Origin of the sequence: Ensifer sp. NM-2 (genome assembly GCF_003024455.1) — a bacterium.
In the GTDB taxonomy this organism is placed as follows: domain Bacteria; phylum Pseudomonadota; class Alphaproteobacteria; order Rhizobiales; family Rhizobiaceae; genus Ensifer; species Ensifer canadensis.
In genome coordinates, this window is record NZ_PVZR01000019.1 from 108,971 (window position 1) to 123,194 (window position 14,224).

Annotated in this window: 13 protein-coding genes; 9 read left to right on the top strand and 4 right to left on the bottom strand. The window is 63.6% G+C overall.

Features of this window, described 5'->3' with window-relative positions:
- Positions 1 to 3: 3 nt before the first annotated feature.
- Positions 4 to 828, top strand: coding sequence for an N-formylglutamate amidohydrolase (locus C6558_RS29265; protein WP_082557443.1), 825 nt, complete (start codon positions 4 to 6; stop codon positions 826 to 828).
- Positions 825 to 2,144, top strand: a complete 1,320-nt coding sequence (locus tag C6558_RS29270; RefSeq protein WP_025424688.1) for an aspartate aminotransferase family protein — start codon at positions 825 to 827, stop codon at positions 2,142 to 2,144. Before C6558_RS29265 ends, C6558_RS29270 begins: the two co-directional genes overlap by 4 nt.
- Before the next feature lie 39 nt (positions 2,145 to 2,183).
- Here C6558_RS29270 and C6558_RS29275 read toward each other — a convergent pair whose 3' ends face one another.
- Both C6558_RS29275 and hutC read right to left on the bottom strand, forming a co-directional pair.
- On the bottom strand, positions 2,184 to 5,111 hold the full coding sequence (locus C6558_RS29275; RefSeq protein WP_038575667.1) for an aminotransferase: 2,928 nt from the start codon (positions 5,109 to 5,111) through the stop codon (positions 2,184 to 2,186).
- Positions 5,112 to 5,174: 63 nt separating this feature from the next.
- Positions 5,175 to 5,918: a histidine utilization repressor gene (gene hutC / locus C6558_RS29280; protein ID WP_025424690.1), complete on the bottom strand. Its 744-nt coding sequence runs from the start codon at positions 5,916 to 5,918 to the stop codon at positions 5,175 to 5,177.
- Positions 5,919 to 6,056: 138 nt separating this feature from the next.
- Between hutC and hutF the strand changes: the two genes are divergently transcribed.
- The 6 genes from hutF to C6558_RS29310 all read left to right on the top strand — a co-directional run bounded on the left by hutF (position 6,057) and on the right by C6558_RS29310 (position 12,403).
- Positions 6,057 to 7,433 carry a formimidoylglutamate deiminase gene (gene hutF, locus C6558_RS29285; RefSeq protein WP_057217898.1) on the top strand — a complete coding sequence of 459 codons (1,377 nt, stop codon included), beginning with the start codon at positions 6,057 to 6,059 and terminating at the stop codon, positions 7,431 to 7,433.
- A 35-nt stretch (positions 7,434 to 7,468) separates the two neighbouring features.
- Positions 7,469 to 8,503, top strand: coding sequence for an ABC transporter substrate-binding protein (locus C6558_RS29290; RefSeq protein ID WP_057206637.1), 1,035 nt, complete (start codon positions 7,469 to 7,471; stop codon positions 8,501 to 8,503).
- 161 nt (positions 8,504 to 8,664) lie between these two features.
- Positions 8,665 to 9,522, top strand: a complete 858-nt coding sequence (locus C6558_RS29295; RefSeq protein WP_053249722.1) for a proline/glycine betaine ABC transporter permease — start codon at positions 8,665 to 8,667, stop codon at positions 9,520 to 9,522.
- Positions 9,515 to 10,342 (top strand): glycine betaine/L-proline ABC transporter ATP-binding protein, encoded by an 828-nt coding sequence (locus C6558_RS29300; RefSeq protein ID WP_025424694.1) that lies wholly within the window; start codon positions 9,515 to 9,517, stop codon positions 10,340 to 10,342. Before C6558_RS29295 ends, C6558_RS29300 begins: the two co-directional genes overlap by 8 nt.
- On the top strand, positions 10,335 to 11,822 hold the full coding sequence (hutH, locus tag C6558_RS29305) for a histidine ammonia-lyase (RefSeq protein ID WP_057217899.1): 1,488 nt from the start codon (positions 10,335 to 10,337) through the stop codon (positions 11,820 to 11,822). Before C6558_RS29300 ends, hutH begins: the two co-directional genes overlap by 8 nt.
- Positions 11,819 to 12,403, top strand: coding sequence for a HutD family protein (locus C6558_RS29310; RefSeq protein WP_057217900.1), 585 nt, complete (start codon positions 11,819 to 11,821; stop codon positions 12,401 to 12,403). Before hutH ends, C6558_RS29310 begins: the two co-directional genes overlap by 4 nt.
- A gap of 89 nt (positions 12,404 to 12,492) precedes the next feature.
- On the opposite strand, the gene C6558_RS29315 is transcribed toward C6558_RS29310, so the two are convergent.
- Positions 12,493 to 12,753 (bottom strand): hypothetical protein, encoded by a 261-nt coding sequence (locus tag C6558_RS29315; RefSeq protein ID WP_146160921.1) that lies wholly within the window; start codon positions 12,751 to 12,753, stop codon positions 12,493 to 12,495.
- Between the two features lie 119 nt (positions 12,754 to 12,872).
- Between C6558_RS29315 and C6558_RS40075 the strand changes: the two genes are divergently transcribed.
- On the top strand, positions 12,873 to 13,031 hold the full coding sequence (locus C6558_RS40075; RefSeq protein ID WP_156408099.1) for a hypothetical protein: 159 nt from the start codon (positions 12,873 to 12,875) through the stop codon (positions 13,029 to 13,031).
- Between the two features lie 202 nt (positions 13,032 to 13,233).
- Here C6558_RS40075 and C6558_RS29320 read toward each other — a convergent pair whose 3' ends face one another.
- Complete coding sequence (locus tag C6558_RS29320; RefSeq protein WP_113567688.1) at positions 13,234 to 14,115, bottom strand: hypothetical protein; 882 nt, start codon at positions 14,113 to 14,115, stop codon at positions 13,234 to 13,236.
- Positions 14,116 to 14,224: the final 109 nt, after the last annotated feature.

Consider the following 14,224-nt stretch of genomic DNA (forward strand, 5'->3'; position numbering starts at 1 on the left):
CCCATGACTTCGACAACGGCCATCAAGAGCCCCGACGACCGACGCGGCAGGCACGACGCCCGCCAGCCGCTTCTGGCGATCGACGAGCCGCCGCCCTATGCGGTGTTTAACCCGGACGGCAAATCGCCGTTCCTGCTTTTGTGCGAGCATGCGTCCAACCGCATGCCGCGTGCACTCGGTGACATGGGATTGCCCGAACACGAGCGCCAGCGCCATATCGCCTGGGACATCGGGGCCTTGGCACTCGCCCAGCATCTAAGCCTCAGCCTCGACGCGCCGTTGTTCTTCACCAACTATTCAAGGTTGGTGATCGACTGCAACCGTCCGCTTTCGGCGCCGTCCTTCATTCCGGAAGTGAGCGAAACGACGGAGATCCCGGCCAACCGGGATCTGAGCGAGATGGAGCGACAGCAGCGGATCGATACGCTGTTCAGGCCCTTCGCCGATGCCGTTTCCCGGCGCCTTGATCTACTGCAGACAAGGGGTGAACGGCCGTTTGTCGTTGGCGTGCACAGTTTCACCCCCGTCTATTTCGGCAATCAGCGCCCGTGGCAGGCGGGCATTCTCTATCGCGATGCCGAGGCTTTCGCGCAGTCGCTGATCCGGGACCTGAGTTCGGAAGAGCAACTGACGATCGGCGACAACGAGCCCTACAACATCCACCCGGACGAGGATTATACGGTGCCGGTGCATGCCGACGCGCGCCAGCTGCCGGGCGTGCTGATCGAAGTCAGGCATGACCTGATCGATACCGACGCGGGCGTAAAGGCGTGGGGTGAGCGGCTGACCCGTTGTCTCCAGACGAGCCTCAGGGAGTGCCGCCCGTGACCGAAGGCCTTTACGCCAGGGACGGACACGCGATTGCCAACCTGCAGAAGCTGCGCTTCTTTCCGCTCGCCATCGCCGGCGGCAAGGGTGTACGTCTCGTCGAGGAGAACGGCCGCGAGCTGATCGACCTTTCCGGCGCCTGGGGAGCTGCAAGCCTTGGTTATGGCCATCCCGCCCTGGTCGAGGCCGTGTCGCGGGCTGTTGCCAACCCGGCGGGCGCAAGCGTTCTCTCCGCCGCCAACGCACCGGCGACCGCCCTTGCGGAAAAACTGCTCGGCCTTTTCCCCGGCAAGGGACGCAACAAGGTGTGGTTCGGCCATTCCGGCTCCGACGCCAACGAAGCAGTCTTCCGGGCGATCGCCAAAACCACCGGCCGCACCGGCGTCATCTCTTTCATTGGCGCCTATCACGGCTGCACCACCGGCTCGATGGCCTTTTCCGGCCACAGCGTCCAGGCGGGTGCGACCAAGGCGGAGGGGCTGATCCTGCTGCCCTACCCCGATCCCTACCGGCCTTATCAAGGCGACGTTACAGGCGAGGCAATCCTCGACCTCCTGAAACAGCAGTTTGCGACCTCGGCACCGCCGGAGCGGATCGGCTGCGCCTTCATCGAGCCGATCCAGTCCGACGGCGGGCTGATCGTGCCGCCGATGGGGTTCTTCGAAAAATTTGCCGATCTCTGCCAACGGCACGGCATCCTCGTCGTCTGCGACGAAGTCAAGGTCGGGCTCGGCCGCAGCGGCAGGATGCACTGCTTCGAGCATGAGGATTTTGTGCCCGATATCCTGACGGTCGGCAAAGGGCTCGGCGGCGGCCTGCCGCTTTCGGCAGCGATCGGCCCGGCCGAGATCATGGATTGCGCCACGGCCTTTGCGATGCAGACGCTACATGGCAACCCGGTGTCGACAGCTGCCGGCCTTGCCGTGCTCGAAACCATCGAGCGCGAGGGACTGGCCGAAGCTGCCCACCGAAAGGGCGAACGTTTGCGCCAGGGCCTGCGGCAGCTTTCCGGGCGTCACACGCTGATCGGCGATGTGCGCGGACGCGGCCTTGCCTGCGGCGTGGAGCTGATTGCCGACCGCGACAGCCGTTCACCGGCAGCAAGAGAAACGGCCAAGCTGATCTACCGCGCCTATGAGCTCGGCCTCGTCGTCTATTATGTCGGCATGAATTCGAACGTTTTGGAGATGACCCCGCCGCTGACGATCTCGGACGCGGACATCGACCAGGCGCTCGACATTCTCGACCGCGCCTTTGGCGATGTCGTAGCCGGCCGGGTTTCAGACGCGGTGCTTTCAGAATTCGCCGGCTGGTGAGGCAGTCCTACCGGCGTCTGCCGTCGGTGGGACCCGCGTCTACCAACCCTCGTCAAGAACACGCGTGAGCATGTCGGCAAAAAAGTCGGCGCTTTCCCGGCTGAGGCAGAGCGGCGGCTTGATCTTCAAGACGTTCAGGTGGTCGCCGGTCGGCTGCATGATGACGCCAAACTCAAGAAGGCGATCGCAGATGGCCGCGGTCTCTTCTGTCGCGGGCTCCAGCGTTTCGCGATCGCGGACGAACTCGACACCGAGATAAAGCCCCATGCCGTGCACGGCGCCGACCAGCGGAAACCGCTGCTCCAGCGCTTCGAGCCTCGTCTTGAGGTAGCCGCCGACGACGCGCGCGTTGTCCTGCAATTTCTCCTCTTCGAGAAGATCGAGCACCGTCTGACCGACGATGGAACTCACCGGACTGCCGCCTGATGACGAGAAGAAATAACCTTCCTTCTCCAGGGCGTCGGCAATCTCACGCCGCGTGATGACGGCGCCGAGCGGATGGCCGTTGCCCATGCCCTTGGCGATGGTGATGATATCGGGCACGACGCCCTGTTCCTCGAAACCCCAGAAATAGTCCCCGAGCCTGCCGTAACCGACCTGCACCTCGTCTGCGATGCAGACACCACCGCGCTGGCGAACCATGGCATAGACGGCGTCGAGATAGCCTTTCGGCAAGGGAATGCCGCCGGCGTTGCCATAGACCGGCTCACAGATGAAGCCGGCAAGGCCTTGCCCCCCGTCCTCCAGTTCGCGCAGCTTGGTCGCAACCGACCGGACGTAATTGTCGGTCGTGCCGGCGCCGCGGAACGGGCCTCGATAGGTGTTTGGCGCCACCACGGCATGCACCCAGTCAGGGCGGGTCTCAAGCGCCTGCGGGTTGTCAGCGATCGAGGTCGAGACCGCGTCGCTCGCCACCGTCCAGCCGTGATAGGCCTCGAGCAGACTGACGATGTTGCGCTGGCCGGAAAAGGCCCAGGCGAGCCGCAAGGCGAGATCGTTCGCTTCCGAGCCGCTGTTGACCAGGAACACCGTGTCGAGGCCATCGGGCGCGAGTGCTGCAAGCCGCGCGGAAAACTCGGCGACCGAAGCATAATGGAAACGCGAATTCGTATTGAGCAGCGACCATTGCCGGCCGACCGCTGCCGCCAGCCGCGGATGTCCGTGGCCGAGGATGGTGACGTTGTTGACCATGTCGAGATAGGCCCTGCCCTCGACGTCGAACAGATGTTCCTTCCAGCCGCGTTCGATCTGCGGTGGATTGCGATAGTAGTTTTTCTGCTGCCTGGCGAAGTGCCGCTTGCGGCGGTCAAGCAGGTCGGTCGAATGCGGTCTCGGCGCATCGCAGTCGAAACCGAGGATGCCTGATGGTGACGGGCAGAGCATGCGCCACGCATCCGCCTGATGGGCCGGGACAAACAGCGGCGGGTTCAGTCCCGGTTCGCGGCAGAGCTGCACCCGGATCAGGCCAAGCCCATGGCCGGCCTCGACCACCGTGCCGATCGGCGTGCCGGCAGCAACCGTCTCTTCCGTATCCTCGGACGGTTCGAGACCGGAGAGATGGAGAACGACCGCCCCACCGTTCAGGACCATCCGCCCGTCATGCCATTCGGGTCGGCCGGCAAAGGGTGCCCTGACGACAGTCCCGGTCGGCAGGCAGAGATCGACATGCAGGGCGAAGGTCGGCATCGGCGCGGACGCCCGAAGCGCGCTCTCGGTCATCCGGTACTCGCCATACCGGGTCGACGCCATCCCGATCGCGTGCGCCGCCGTCTGCAGCAACGAGGCCGGCAGCGCCTCGTGCTGCCAGCGCTCCTCGGGAAGCAGCGGGCTCAAGATGGAAAGATCGATCTGGCGCACGCCGGCAGGCTCGATGTCGACGAGCAATCCCTCACCCACCACCGGCATCGTCGCCTCCGGTACCGCATCGACGGCACGCAGGATCGCGTATTGCATCATGGCCGGCGGTACGGAGACGGCAACGTCGAAGATCTCGCGCTCATGGGCCGCGTTGCCCTGCACATAGGCGTTCTCAGGATCGATGGTGAGCTGCTGCTCGGAACTGGCGATCAGAACCGCGGCACGCGCAACGATCAGCGGCCACAATGCCTTCAGCTCGTTTTCCTCAAGCGGGCAAACCGCGTGAAAGGCCCTGATGGCCGGCAGAACGAAGAGAGGATCGCCATCGGCATGATGCAGCAGCGAAGCGCATGTGACGGCGAGCTCTGCGACGAGCCAGCCCTTCAGAATATCGCCGAAATCGATGACGCCATCCGGGATCGGCCGGCCGGCCGCATCCGGTTGGCCGACGACATTGTCGTCAGTCACATCATGGTGGATCGCCTGGAGGCGCAGATCGGCCGTCAGCGGCTGCAGCCGGCGCATGGCTCCGACCATCGCCTCGGCGATGCGCTTCTTCAGGCCCTCGTCGGTCATGGCGGAAAGCAGGTGCAAGGCGACCGGTGCGGCGTGGCGTAGATCCCATTGCAGCTCGCGGTCGAGGCCCGGATGATCGAAATCGCTGAGTGCCACCGCCAGCCGCCCGGCAATGTCGCCGAGCGCGGCCACGGTTTCCGCTGTCAGATGTTTGCGCCGCGTCAACGGCACGCCATCGAGATAGGTCAACAGGCGAACGCGATAGTCCTCGCCGCGCACCGTCACATCGACGATGTCGTTGCCATCGAGCGCGCGCATGACCTGCGGCACCCGCACCGAGCCGGTCTGACGGGCGAGATGCAACAAGGCGGCGTTCTGGGCTTGCAGTTCCAGCGGATCGTAGGCCGCTCGGCAGATCTTCAGGACGAAAAGTGCCTCGCCGGTGTCGATCCGGTAGTTGCGATCCTGCTGGCTGCCCAGTTCGGTCAGGGTGCCGGAAAGGCCGAAATGCTCCGAAAGAATGCGCGCAGCGTCCTCGGGCGTCACATCGGGCCTTGGCAATTGCGTGCGAAGCTTCAGCGCGTCTTCAACCATAGTGTCGCCTCCATCACATCCGGCATCATGCCGACTTCCGAATCGACCGAACGGGTCTCCTGACTATTGCGACACACCTTCAAGGCGATAGCGCGTCCCGGGATAGAGCAGGCGCGCCGTCGTCACATTGGCGGTGTCGGACCAGGTGCGACGCCGGATCATAAGACAAGGCTCGTTGCGGTCGATGCCGAGCAGCTTGCATTCCCATGGCTGCGGCGACACCGCCTCGACGATCTGTTCGGTGCGGGTGATCGGTGCCACCGCCGTCAGATAGGCGTTCGGCGTCATGTCGCGGAAATCCTGCTCCATGTATTTCGGGCAGATGGCCGGGTTGACGAACCGGTCCTCGATCTGAATCGGCAGGCCGTTTTCCGAATGCACCATGATCGAATGGAAAACTCGTGCGCCGGTAACAAGCCCGAGCGCATAGCCGATTTCCGAAGGTGCTACCTCCTCCTGCATCAGCGTCATGCGCGAAGTATGGGCGTGGCCGCGCTCGCGGATCTCGTCGGCGATGTTGCGCACTTCCAAGAGCGCCGTGCTGCCCTTGTGTGCCGCGACGAACGACCCTACCCCCTGAACGCGGGTGATCGCGCCCTCGGTCGCCAGCTCCCGCAGCGCCCGGTTCGCGGTCATGCGGCTGACGCCGAGATCGGCGACGATCTCGTTTTCGGAAGGAATACGATGATGTGCCGGCCATTCCCCGCTGTCGATGCGGGTGCGGATGAACTGCTTCACCGCCTCGTAGCGTGGCACCGGTCCGTCCTCGAATGCGGCCATTTCGATCCTTCGCCTGAGTGCCGTTATCGGCATTTTTCCCGCCCTTTCCGGAAAGCAAACAAATCATGCGTATCCGGCAATGATTCTTTTCGTTCATTTCGCGCTTGCGCGCCACCGTAAAATATCTATAGTTCCATATACAACTACGTACAGGAAAATCGCAACATGGCAACTTTTCCCGTCAACCGGCTCTTCGCCGACCATGCGCTTCTGCCGACAGGCTGGGCGCAGAATGTCGCCATTGCGCTCGATGCGTCAGGCGGGATCGCCTCCATTGAGACCGATCAGACGATCGCCGACGGCGACGAACGCGTTGCCGGACCGCTCATTCCAGCCGTCGCCAATCTGCATTCCCACGCCTTCCAGCGCGCCATGGCGGGCCTCGCCGAGGTCGCCGGCAGCGGCAACGACAGTTTCTGGACCTGGCGGGAAGAAATGTACCGCACGGTCGGACTGGTGAACCCCGACGACGTCGAGGCGATCGCCGCCAAGCTCTACATGGAGATGCTGAAGGGCGGCTTCGGCCACGTTGCCGAATTCCATTACCTGCACCACACCGCCGACGGCACGCCCTATTCCGACACGGCCGAGATGTCGCTGCGCATTCTCGCTGCCGCGCAATCGACCGGCATCGGCCTCACCCATCTGCCGGTCTTCTACGCTCATGCCAATTTCGGCGGCGTCGCCCCGAACGTCGGCCAGCGCCCCTTCCTGCATGACCCCGATCGTTTCCTCGCACTCCTGGAACGCCTGGCGCCGATCTGCCGCGACAATGGCCAGACGCTCGGCTACGCCATCCATTCACTGCGCGCCGCGACCCCGGAAGAGATGCGCACGATCCTCGAACGTGCACCCGTCAACGGACCGATCCATATTCACGTCGCCGAACAGACCAAGGAAGTCGAAGACAGCCTTGCCTGGAGCGGTCGCCGCCCTGTTCAGTGGTTGCTCAACGAAATGCCCGTCGACGAGCGCTGGTGCTTGATCCACGCGACCCATCTGACCGACGAGGAAAGACAGCGGCTGGCACGGTCGGGCGCGGTCGCCGGCCTTTGCCCGGCAACGGAAGCCAATCTTGGCGACGGCATCTTTCCAGCCGTCGACTACATCGCCGAAGGCGGACGCCTCGGCATCGGCACCGACAGCCATGTGGCAACCAGCGTCGCCGAAGAACTGCGGTTGCTGGAATACGGCCAGCGCCTGCGCGACCGGCGTCGCAACCGGCTCGCCGCCGGCCCGGGCGCATCGGTCGGCCACACCATTTTCGATGCGGCCCTCAAGGGTGGCGCCCAGGCTGTCGGCCATAAGGCTGCCGGCATTGCAGTCGGTGCCCGCGCCGATTTCGTCGTGCTCGACGGCTCCAATCCGTACATCGCCGCCGCAAGCGGCAATCAGACCCTCGACCGCTGGCTGTTTGCGCTCGGCGGCGAGACCGTCCGCGACGTCATGGTCGCGGGACAGTGGAAGATCCGCAACGGACGCCATGATCGGGAGGAAGACATCGACCGTGCTTTCGCGCGGGTGCTTATGAAACTGAAGTAGCAATCGAAGCGACTATCAAAAAAAGGGGAATGCGCATGTCGATCAGCAAACTGAAACTCACCCTCGCCGCCACCGGCCTCGTGCTTGCCGCTTCTGCCGGCAACGCCAGCGCCTCCTATTGCGGCGACGGCAAGACCGTTACCTTCGCCGGCATCGACTGGGAAAGCGGCGCGTTCATCACCGAGGTGATGAAAACCATCCTGTCGAAGGGCTACGACTGCCAGGTGGATTCGATCCCCGGCAATTCGGTGACGCTCGAACAGGCGACCGCCAACAACGACGTCCAGATCTTCGCCGAGGAATGGCTCGGCCGCTCCGACATCTGGAACAAGGCTGTCGAGGAAAAGAAGGTCGTGGCCATCGGCAAGACCTTCGTCGGCGCCAGCGAAGGCTGGTTCGTGCCGGAATACGTCATCAAGGGCGATGCCAGCCGCAACATCGAGGCCAAAGCGCCGGACCTGAAGAGCGTCTCGCAGCTTTCCGATGCCAAGATCGTCGAACTCTTCGCCGATCCGGAGGAGCCGTCCAAGGGCCGCTTCCTCAATTGCCCGTCCGGCTGGACCTGCGAGGGTGTCAGCACCGCCAAGCTCGATGCCTACAAGCTCGGCGAGACCTATGTGAACTTCCGTCCCGGCACCGGCACGGCGCTCGATTCCGCAATCACTTCGGCCTATCTGCAGGGCGAGCCGATCCTGTTCTACTACTGGTCGCCGACCGCGATCATGGGCAAGTTCAAGCTCGTCCAGCTTGAAGAGCCGGCCTACAACGAAGCCTGCTGGAAGGAGCTTTCGAGCGCCACCGGCAAGCGCGACCAGGGCTGCGCCTTCCCGTCCGTCGATGTCTCCTACGGCGTCAACAGCACCTTCGCCCAGGAAGCCCCCGAGATCATCGCCATCCTCGAAAAGGCGACCTTCCCTCTGGAAGACGTCAACGGCAGCCTTGCCTACATGACCGACCAGAAGGTCGATGCAGTGGCGGCAGCGGCCGAGTTCCTGAAGACCAAGGGCGACATCTGGGGCAAGTGGGTCTCCGACGAGGCCCGCGGCAAGATCGAAGCCAGCCTGAAGTAAAGTCCGTTCGGTCGGCCGACGCGGGTCTGATGCGCCTCACCTCTGTCTGAGACAGGGCGGTCCCATCGGACCCGCGCCGGCCCCACCCTTCGACACCCCGAGGCAAGCGCCATCGGCGGCGGCATTGCGTCCGTCATGGCCCGAGCAAGGAACGACATCCGATGTTTCCGGATTCCCTCAATCTCTCCATCCGCGCGCCGGTGAACGAGTTCATCCAGACGCTGGTCAGCAGCTATGGCTGGGTCTTCAAGGCGATCAGCGCGGTGATCCTGAAAGCCGTGCTGTTCATCGAATGGATCCTGCGCGGCCTGCCCTGGTGGGTCGTCATCCTCGCCTTCATGGCGCTTGCCTGGCAAAGCTCCAAGCGCTGGACGCTGACGGTCGCCGTCGGCGCGCTCCTGTTCTTCGTCGGCGTGCTCGGCCTCTGGGATCTTACCATGCAGACGCTGGCGCTGATGCTGATGGCGACGCTGGTGTCTGTGGCCATCGGAGTTCCCATGGGCATTCTCGTCGCCAAGAGCCGGCTGGTGCGCAACATCACGCTGCCGGTGCTCGACGTGATGCAGACCATGCCGAGCTTCGTCTATCTGATCCCGGCGCTGATGCTCTTCGGCCTCGGCAAGGTGCCGGCGATCCTCGCCACCATCATCTATGCCGTGCCGCCACTGATCCGCCTCACCGACCTCGGCATTCGCCAGGTCGACCACGAGGTGGTCGAAGCGGCAACGGCCTTCGGCGGCAGCCCCAACCAGATCCTCTTCGGCGTCGAACTGCCGCTGGCAACCCCGACGATCATGGCCGGCCTCAACCAGACAATCATGATGGCGCTGTCGATGGTGGTCGTCGCCTCGATGATCGGCGCGCGCGGCCTCGGCGAGCAGGTGCTGAACGGCATCCAGACGCTTGACGTCGGCAAGGGCCTGGAAGCCGGCATCGGCATCGTCATTCTGGCAATCGTACTCGACCGCATCACGCAAGGTTTCGGCAAGAGCCGGACGGAGGATCCCCGCAATGGCTGATATCGAGATCCGCAACGTCTACAAGATCTTCGGCCAGGACGCCAAGGCGGCACTCGCCATGGCCAAGGACGGCCTCGACAAATCTGAGATTCTCGCCCGCTCCGGCTGCAGCGTCGGCCTCAACGACGTCAGCCTGACGATCGGTGCCGGCAAGATCTTCGTCATCATGGGCCTGTCCGGATCGGGCAAGTCGACGCTTGTGCGCCACATCAACCGGCTGATCGAACCGACCAGCGGCCAGGTGGTCTTCGACGGCAGCAACATCCTCGAGCTCGACGCCAAGGCGCTTCGCACCTTCCGCATGCACCGCGTCAGCATGGTGTTCCAGAGCTTTGCCCTGATGCCGCACCGCACCGTGCTGCAGAACGTCGTCTACGGCCAGCGGGTGCGCGGCCTTTCCAAGGCCGACAGCCGCGACATCGGCATGAAATGGATCGAGACCGTCGGGCTTTCCGGCTACGACGCCAAGTTCCCGCATCAGCTTTCGGGCGGCATGAAACAGCGCGTCGGCCTTGCCCGGGCGCTTGCCGCCGATACCGATGTCATCCTGATGGACGAAGCCTTCTCGGCGCTCGATCCGCTGATCCGCGCCGACATGCAGGACCAGTTGCTGCAGCTGCAGCAGAACCTGTCGAAGACCATCGTCTTCATCACTCACGATCTCGACGAGGCTTTGCGCATCGGCTCGGAAATCGCCATCCTGAAGGACGGCCAGGTGGTGCAGGTGGGAACGCCTGACGATATTCTCGACAAGCCCGCCAACGACTATGTCGCCCGGTTCGTCCAGCGCCGCCAGGGAAGGCCAGAAACTCATGACTGAAACCGTCACGCTTGATGGACCTGCAACCTGGGTCGAGATCGCCGCGGTCGCAGATGGCGCTCGGCTGACGCTTTCCGCGGCCGCTCGCCAGCGCATCGTCAAGGCCCGCGCCGTGGTCGAGGCGCTGGTCGATCGCGGCATCCGCGGCTACGGCATCAACACAGGTGTCGGTGCGCTTTGCGATGTCATCATCGACCGGGAAAACCAGCAGGCGCTGTCGCGCAACATCATCCTCAGCCATGCCTGCGGCGTCGGTGAGCCGCTCGGGCGAACCGAGGCACGGGCGGTGATGGCTGCCCAGATCGCCAATTTCGCCCATGGCTATTCCGGCGTCCGCATCGAGACGGTCGAGGCACTTCTGGCGCTGCTCAATGCGGGCCTCATCCCCAATATTCCGTCGCGTGGCTCTGTCGGCTACCTCTCCCATGCCGCGTCGATCGGCCTCGTGCTGATCGGCCATGGCTCGGCAAACGACGGCAAGGCAACAGTCAGCGGTGCCGAAGCCTTGCGTCGGCTCGAGCTCCAGCCCCTGCAGTTGCAGGCCAAGGAGGGCTTGAGCCTCGTCAACGGCACGCCCTGCGCCACCGGCCTTGCCGCGCTGGCGCTGTCGCGCGCACAAAAACTCTTCGCCTGGGCGGATGCCGCATCGGCGCTGACCTATGAAAACCTCGGCAGCCAGGCCAATGCCTTTGCCGCCGGCCCGCTGGCGCTACGGCACTCGTCCGGACTGCAGGCGGTCGGCAAGACGCTGCGCGACCTTCTGGAGGATAGCCCAATGCTGGCGGCAAGCGCCGGCACGCGCACACAGGATCCCTTGAGCCTGCGCGCCGTGCCGCATGTGCATGGCGCCGCCCGCGACGCCTTCGACCATGTGGCCGAGGTGGTGAACCGGGAGCTGGCAAGCCTCACCGACAACCCGGCCGTTTCAGGCACGCCGGAGGCGCCGGAGGTGCATTCGCAGGCTCATGCGGTTGGAGCAGCACTCGGTCTCGCCATGGACAGTCTCGCGGTCGCCGTTGCCGAAGTTGCCGCGATATCTGAGCGTCGCATCGACCGGCTGGTGAACCCGCTCGTCAGTGGCCTGCCCGCCTTTCTCGCCGGCGACAGTGGTGTTTCCTCCGGCTACATGATCGCCCAGTATACGGCGGCTGCCCTTGCCGCGGAGAACCGTCGCCTAGCAGCCCCCGCCAGCCTTGATGGTGGCATCACCTCGGCGCTGCAGGAGGATATCCTGACGCACGCCACGCCCGCCGCATGGAAGGCGCTTGAAATCGTCGACAACCTCGAGCGCATTCTTGCAATCGAGCTGCTCGCGGCCGCACAGGCCTATGACCTGCAGCCCCGCGCAACGGCCAAGGCGAAACGCACCGAGGCGCTCTACCAGCGCATCCGCGCCGTCGTTCCCGTCTATGCAGACGACCGGCCGATGAACGAGGATTTCGACCGCATGCGGCTCGTCATTCAGGAAGAGACGCCATGAAGCTCCTGCCCGCCTCCGGCCACAAGCGCATGCCCTGGAAAAACGGCGGCGGCGAAACCATCGAGATATCAGTCTTTCCGGAAGGCGCATCGCTTTCGGAGTTTGACTGGCGGGTGAGCATGGCGACCGTCGCAAGCGATGGCCCCTTCTCTGCTTTTCCCGGCATCGACCGCACGCTGTCGATCCTTAAAGGCAACGGCATGACGCTCTTGATCGAAGGCCGCGACCCGGCCCGATTGACGGAGGCGGATGCGCCCCTTGCCTTCCCCGCCGACGTCGCCACATCGGCCAGCCTGATTAACGGCACGATCGTCGACCTCAATGTCATGACCCGCCGGCGCAAGCTCATCCATCAGGTGCGCCGGCTGGCGATCGACGGCGAGCATTCGCTGGCGAGCGAGGCTACCACCACCATGGTCTTTTGCCATCGCGGCGCGGTGGAGCTGGATGGTAACGGCCAGACGCTTGCGCTTTCCGTCGGCGATGCGGTGATCCTCGAGGGGCCGGTTGCGGCCACGGTGAAGGCGCCGGCACCGTGCGAGGTGTTTCTCATCGAGATCGACCCGGCGCCGAGCGTCTGACTGCGCCTGGTGCCGGCGGCCAGCTCCGCGCCGCTCTCCGATCGCGCAACCTCAGCTTACAACCGAACGGACGGCGCCAACACCAACGGCTACTTTGCGTCGCTGGCGCTGATCTCCTTCTGCTGCGTCATGATCGCCTCCGTCTGGATCTTGGTGTTCTGGCCGATGGCGATCATCCAGCGCTCCCCCTCCTTCACCAGGATGTAGAGCGGGCTGCCTTCCGCTTCTCCGAGGATCGGCGAGCCATCGTCCAGCACCGGGCGCTGGCGCCGGGAGATAGCGTCGAAATCCGGCAAGCCTGAGCATTCTCGACGCTCCTCGCCAGGATTGGCACCGATTTTTCCGTTCATAATTCGGTAACCATACGGCGTGTTACCCGGGGAACAGCGCATTCGACGCCACAGGATAGTCTCCATGCCACGGTTTGACAGTCTCTCAACAGCAAACACAAGGCTTGGAGGATACGGACATGATCAAGACCGGTTTCGGCGTTTCCATCACCGTTCTGGCCTTCTCTCTGGCAGTGATCGCCTTCATGAATGTGGCCCTGTCCCAATATCGGGCGGCAGAAATTGCCGACATCACCCTGCCCGACTACAGCACGATCACCTCGTCCATCCATCGCTAAAGCGCGCCGTCTCGATTTCCACCGGGCAGGAAACCGGGTGGCTTGCCCGACGCTGAGGGGCAAGAGTGCTCGATCAAACGATGGAGCCAGCCATGATGTCCCTGCTCACCCTCCACGCGTTGGCAGCCACACGAGGCGACGGTCTTCGCCTCGAACTCCTCACCGCGAAAACCTGATGTCCGTGGCCGGCAAACACGGCGTTTCACTTCACGCAGGCATTGAGCGCCTTGATGGCCTCATCGGCTCCCGCGAGATCGACCCTGGTTTGCGCAGCGCCGGCCGATTGAAACGTCAGTTCAGCGCTTTGCGCTAACGCCGATTGCAACGCGTCCCTGTCAGCGCCGACGTGAACAGTCAGGAGATGAGGCGTGCGGATATCGACTTCGCGTAGTGCAAACGCCTTGCCGCCGATCCTCAAGTCACCCGCGGATGCGCTCTTCTCGGTGAGATTCCAGCTGTTGTTGAAGAGGCTGAGGTGAAACGCCTGATTACGGTCGGCATACAGGATGAGCGCGATCTTTCGGTCGACGTTTTTCGACATCAGACAGCCTTTTCGTCCCCCATCCAATGGGTCTCCAGTCCAACTGCCCACCTGAAATTTTTGCTCAGAGCTTTCGCGCTTCGCCTCGTCCTGGTCACTCCGATCGCGCTCCATCTGCGGCGGCTTTCCGTCGGACCTGAACTGCAGAGCGTACTGGCTTTTGCCGATATCGGTGGCCTCGCATACCGTCATGGCCTCGCCCTTGAAGGGGTTGGTGTAACCGCATCCGCCAGCCACTTCCTTCATCTCGAATTCAGCCGCTTCCTTACCGGGGTCCACAACGATCCTGTTGACGCTCTGCAACTGACTGTCCGGGTCGGGCTTCTCGGCCTCGCGTCCTCGGAAAGTCACTGCAACGCCGGACTTGAGGAAAACCGTGAAACCGGATCGGCCGTCTGGATAAACCGATTGTACCAGCATGCCGTCACATTGGCTCGTCCAGTCTTCACCTGCAACGATGAGGCTCTCACAGGTGCCGGTCAGCGTTCCCGTGGTCAGATCATCCGTGAGGGCCTGAGACTGGGCCGGCAGACTGATCAGCATACACGCGGCCAAGATAGCGGAAAACGGGCCAGCACGGAGTTTCGAATATTCGCCGAATCGCTCATATATTCAAAGTTGCGTTTAGCCTACAACGGCAATGGTCGGCCCG

Bases quoted from the DNA above. Each gene is read 5' to 3' on its own strand.
- C6558_RS29265 (WP_082557443.1), top strand. From the start codon at position 4: ATGACTTCGACAACGGCCATCAAGAGCCCCGACGACCGACGCGGCAGG.
- C6558_RS29275 (WP_038575667.1), bottom strand. From the start codon at position 5,111: ATGGTTGAAGACGCGCTGAAGCTTCGCACGCAATTGCCAAGGCCCGAT.
- hutF (WP_057217898.1), top strand. From the start codon at position 6,057: ATGGCAACTTTTCCCGTCAACCGGCTCTTCGCCGACCATGCGCTTCTG.
- C6558_RS29290 (WP_057206637.1), top strand. From the start codon at position 7,469: ATGTCGATCAGCAAACTGAAACTCACCCTCGCCGCCACCGGCCTCGTG.
- C6558_RS29295 (WP_053249722.1), top strand. From the start codon at position 8,665: ATGTTTCCGGATTCCCTCAATCTCTCCATCCGCGCGCCGGTGAACGAG.
- C6558_RS29300 (WP_025424694.1), top strand. From the start codon at position 9,515: ATGGCTGATATCGAGATCCGCAACGTCTACAAGATCTTCGGCCAGGAC.
- hutH (WP_057217899.1), top strand. From the start codon at position 10,335: ATGACTGAAACCGTCACGCTTGATGGACCTGCAACCTGGGTCGAGATC.
- C6558_RS29310 (WP_057217900.1), top strand. From the start codon at position 11,819: ATGAAGCTCCTGCCCGCCTCCGGCCACAAGCGCATGCCCTGGAAAAAC.
- C6558_RS29315 (WP_146160921.1), bottom strand. From the start codon at position 12,753: ATGAACGGAAAAATCGGTGCCAATCCTGGCGAGGAGCGTCGAGAATGC.
- C6558_RS40075 (WP_156408099.1), top strand. From the start codon at position 12,873: ATGATCAAGACCGGTTTCGGCGTTTCCATCACCGTTCTGGCCTTCTCT.
- C6558_RS29320 (WP_113567688.1), bottom strand. From the start codon at position 14,115: ATGCTGATCAGTCTGCCGGCCCAGTCTCAGGCCCTCACGGATGATCTG.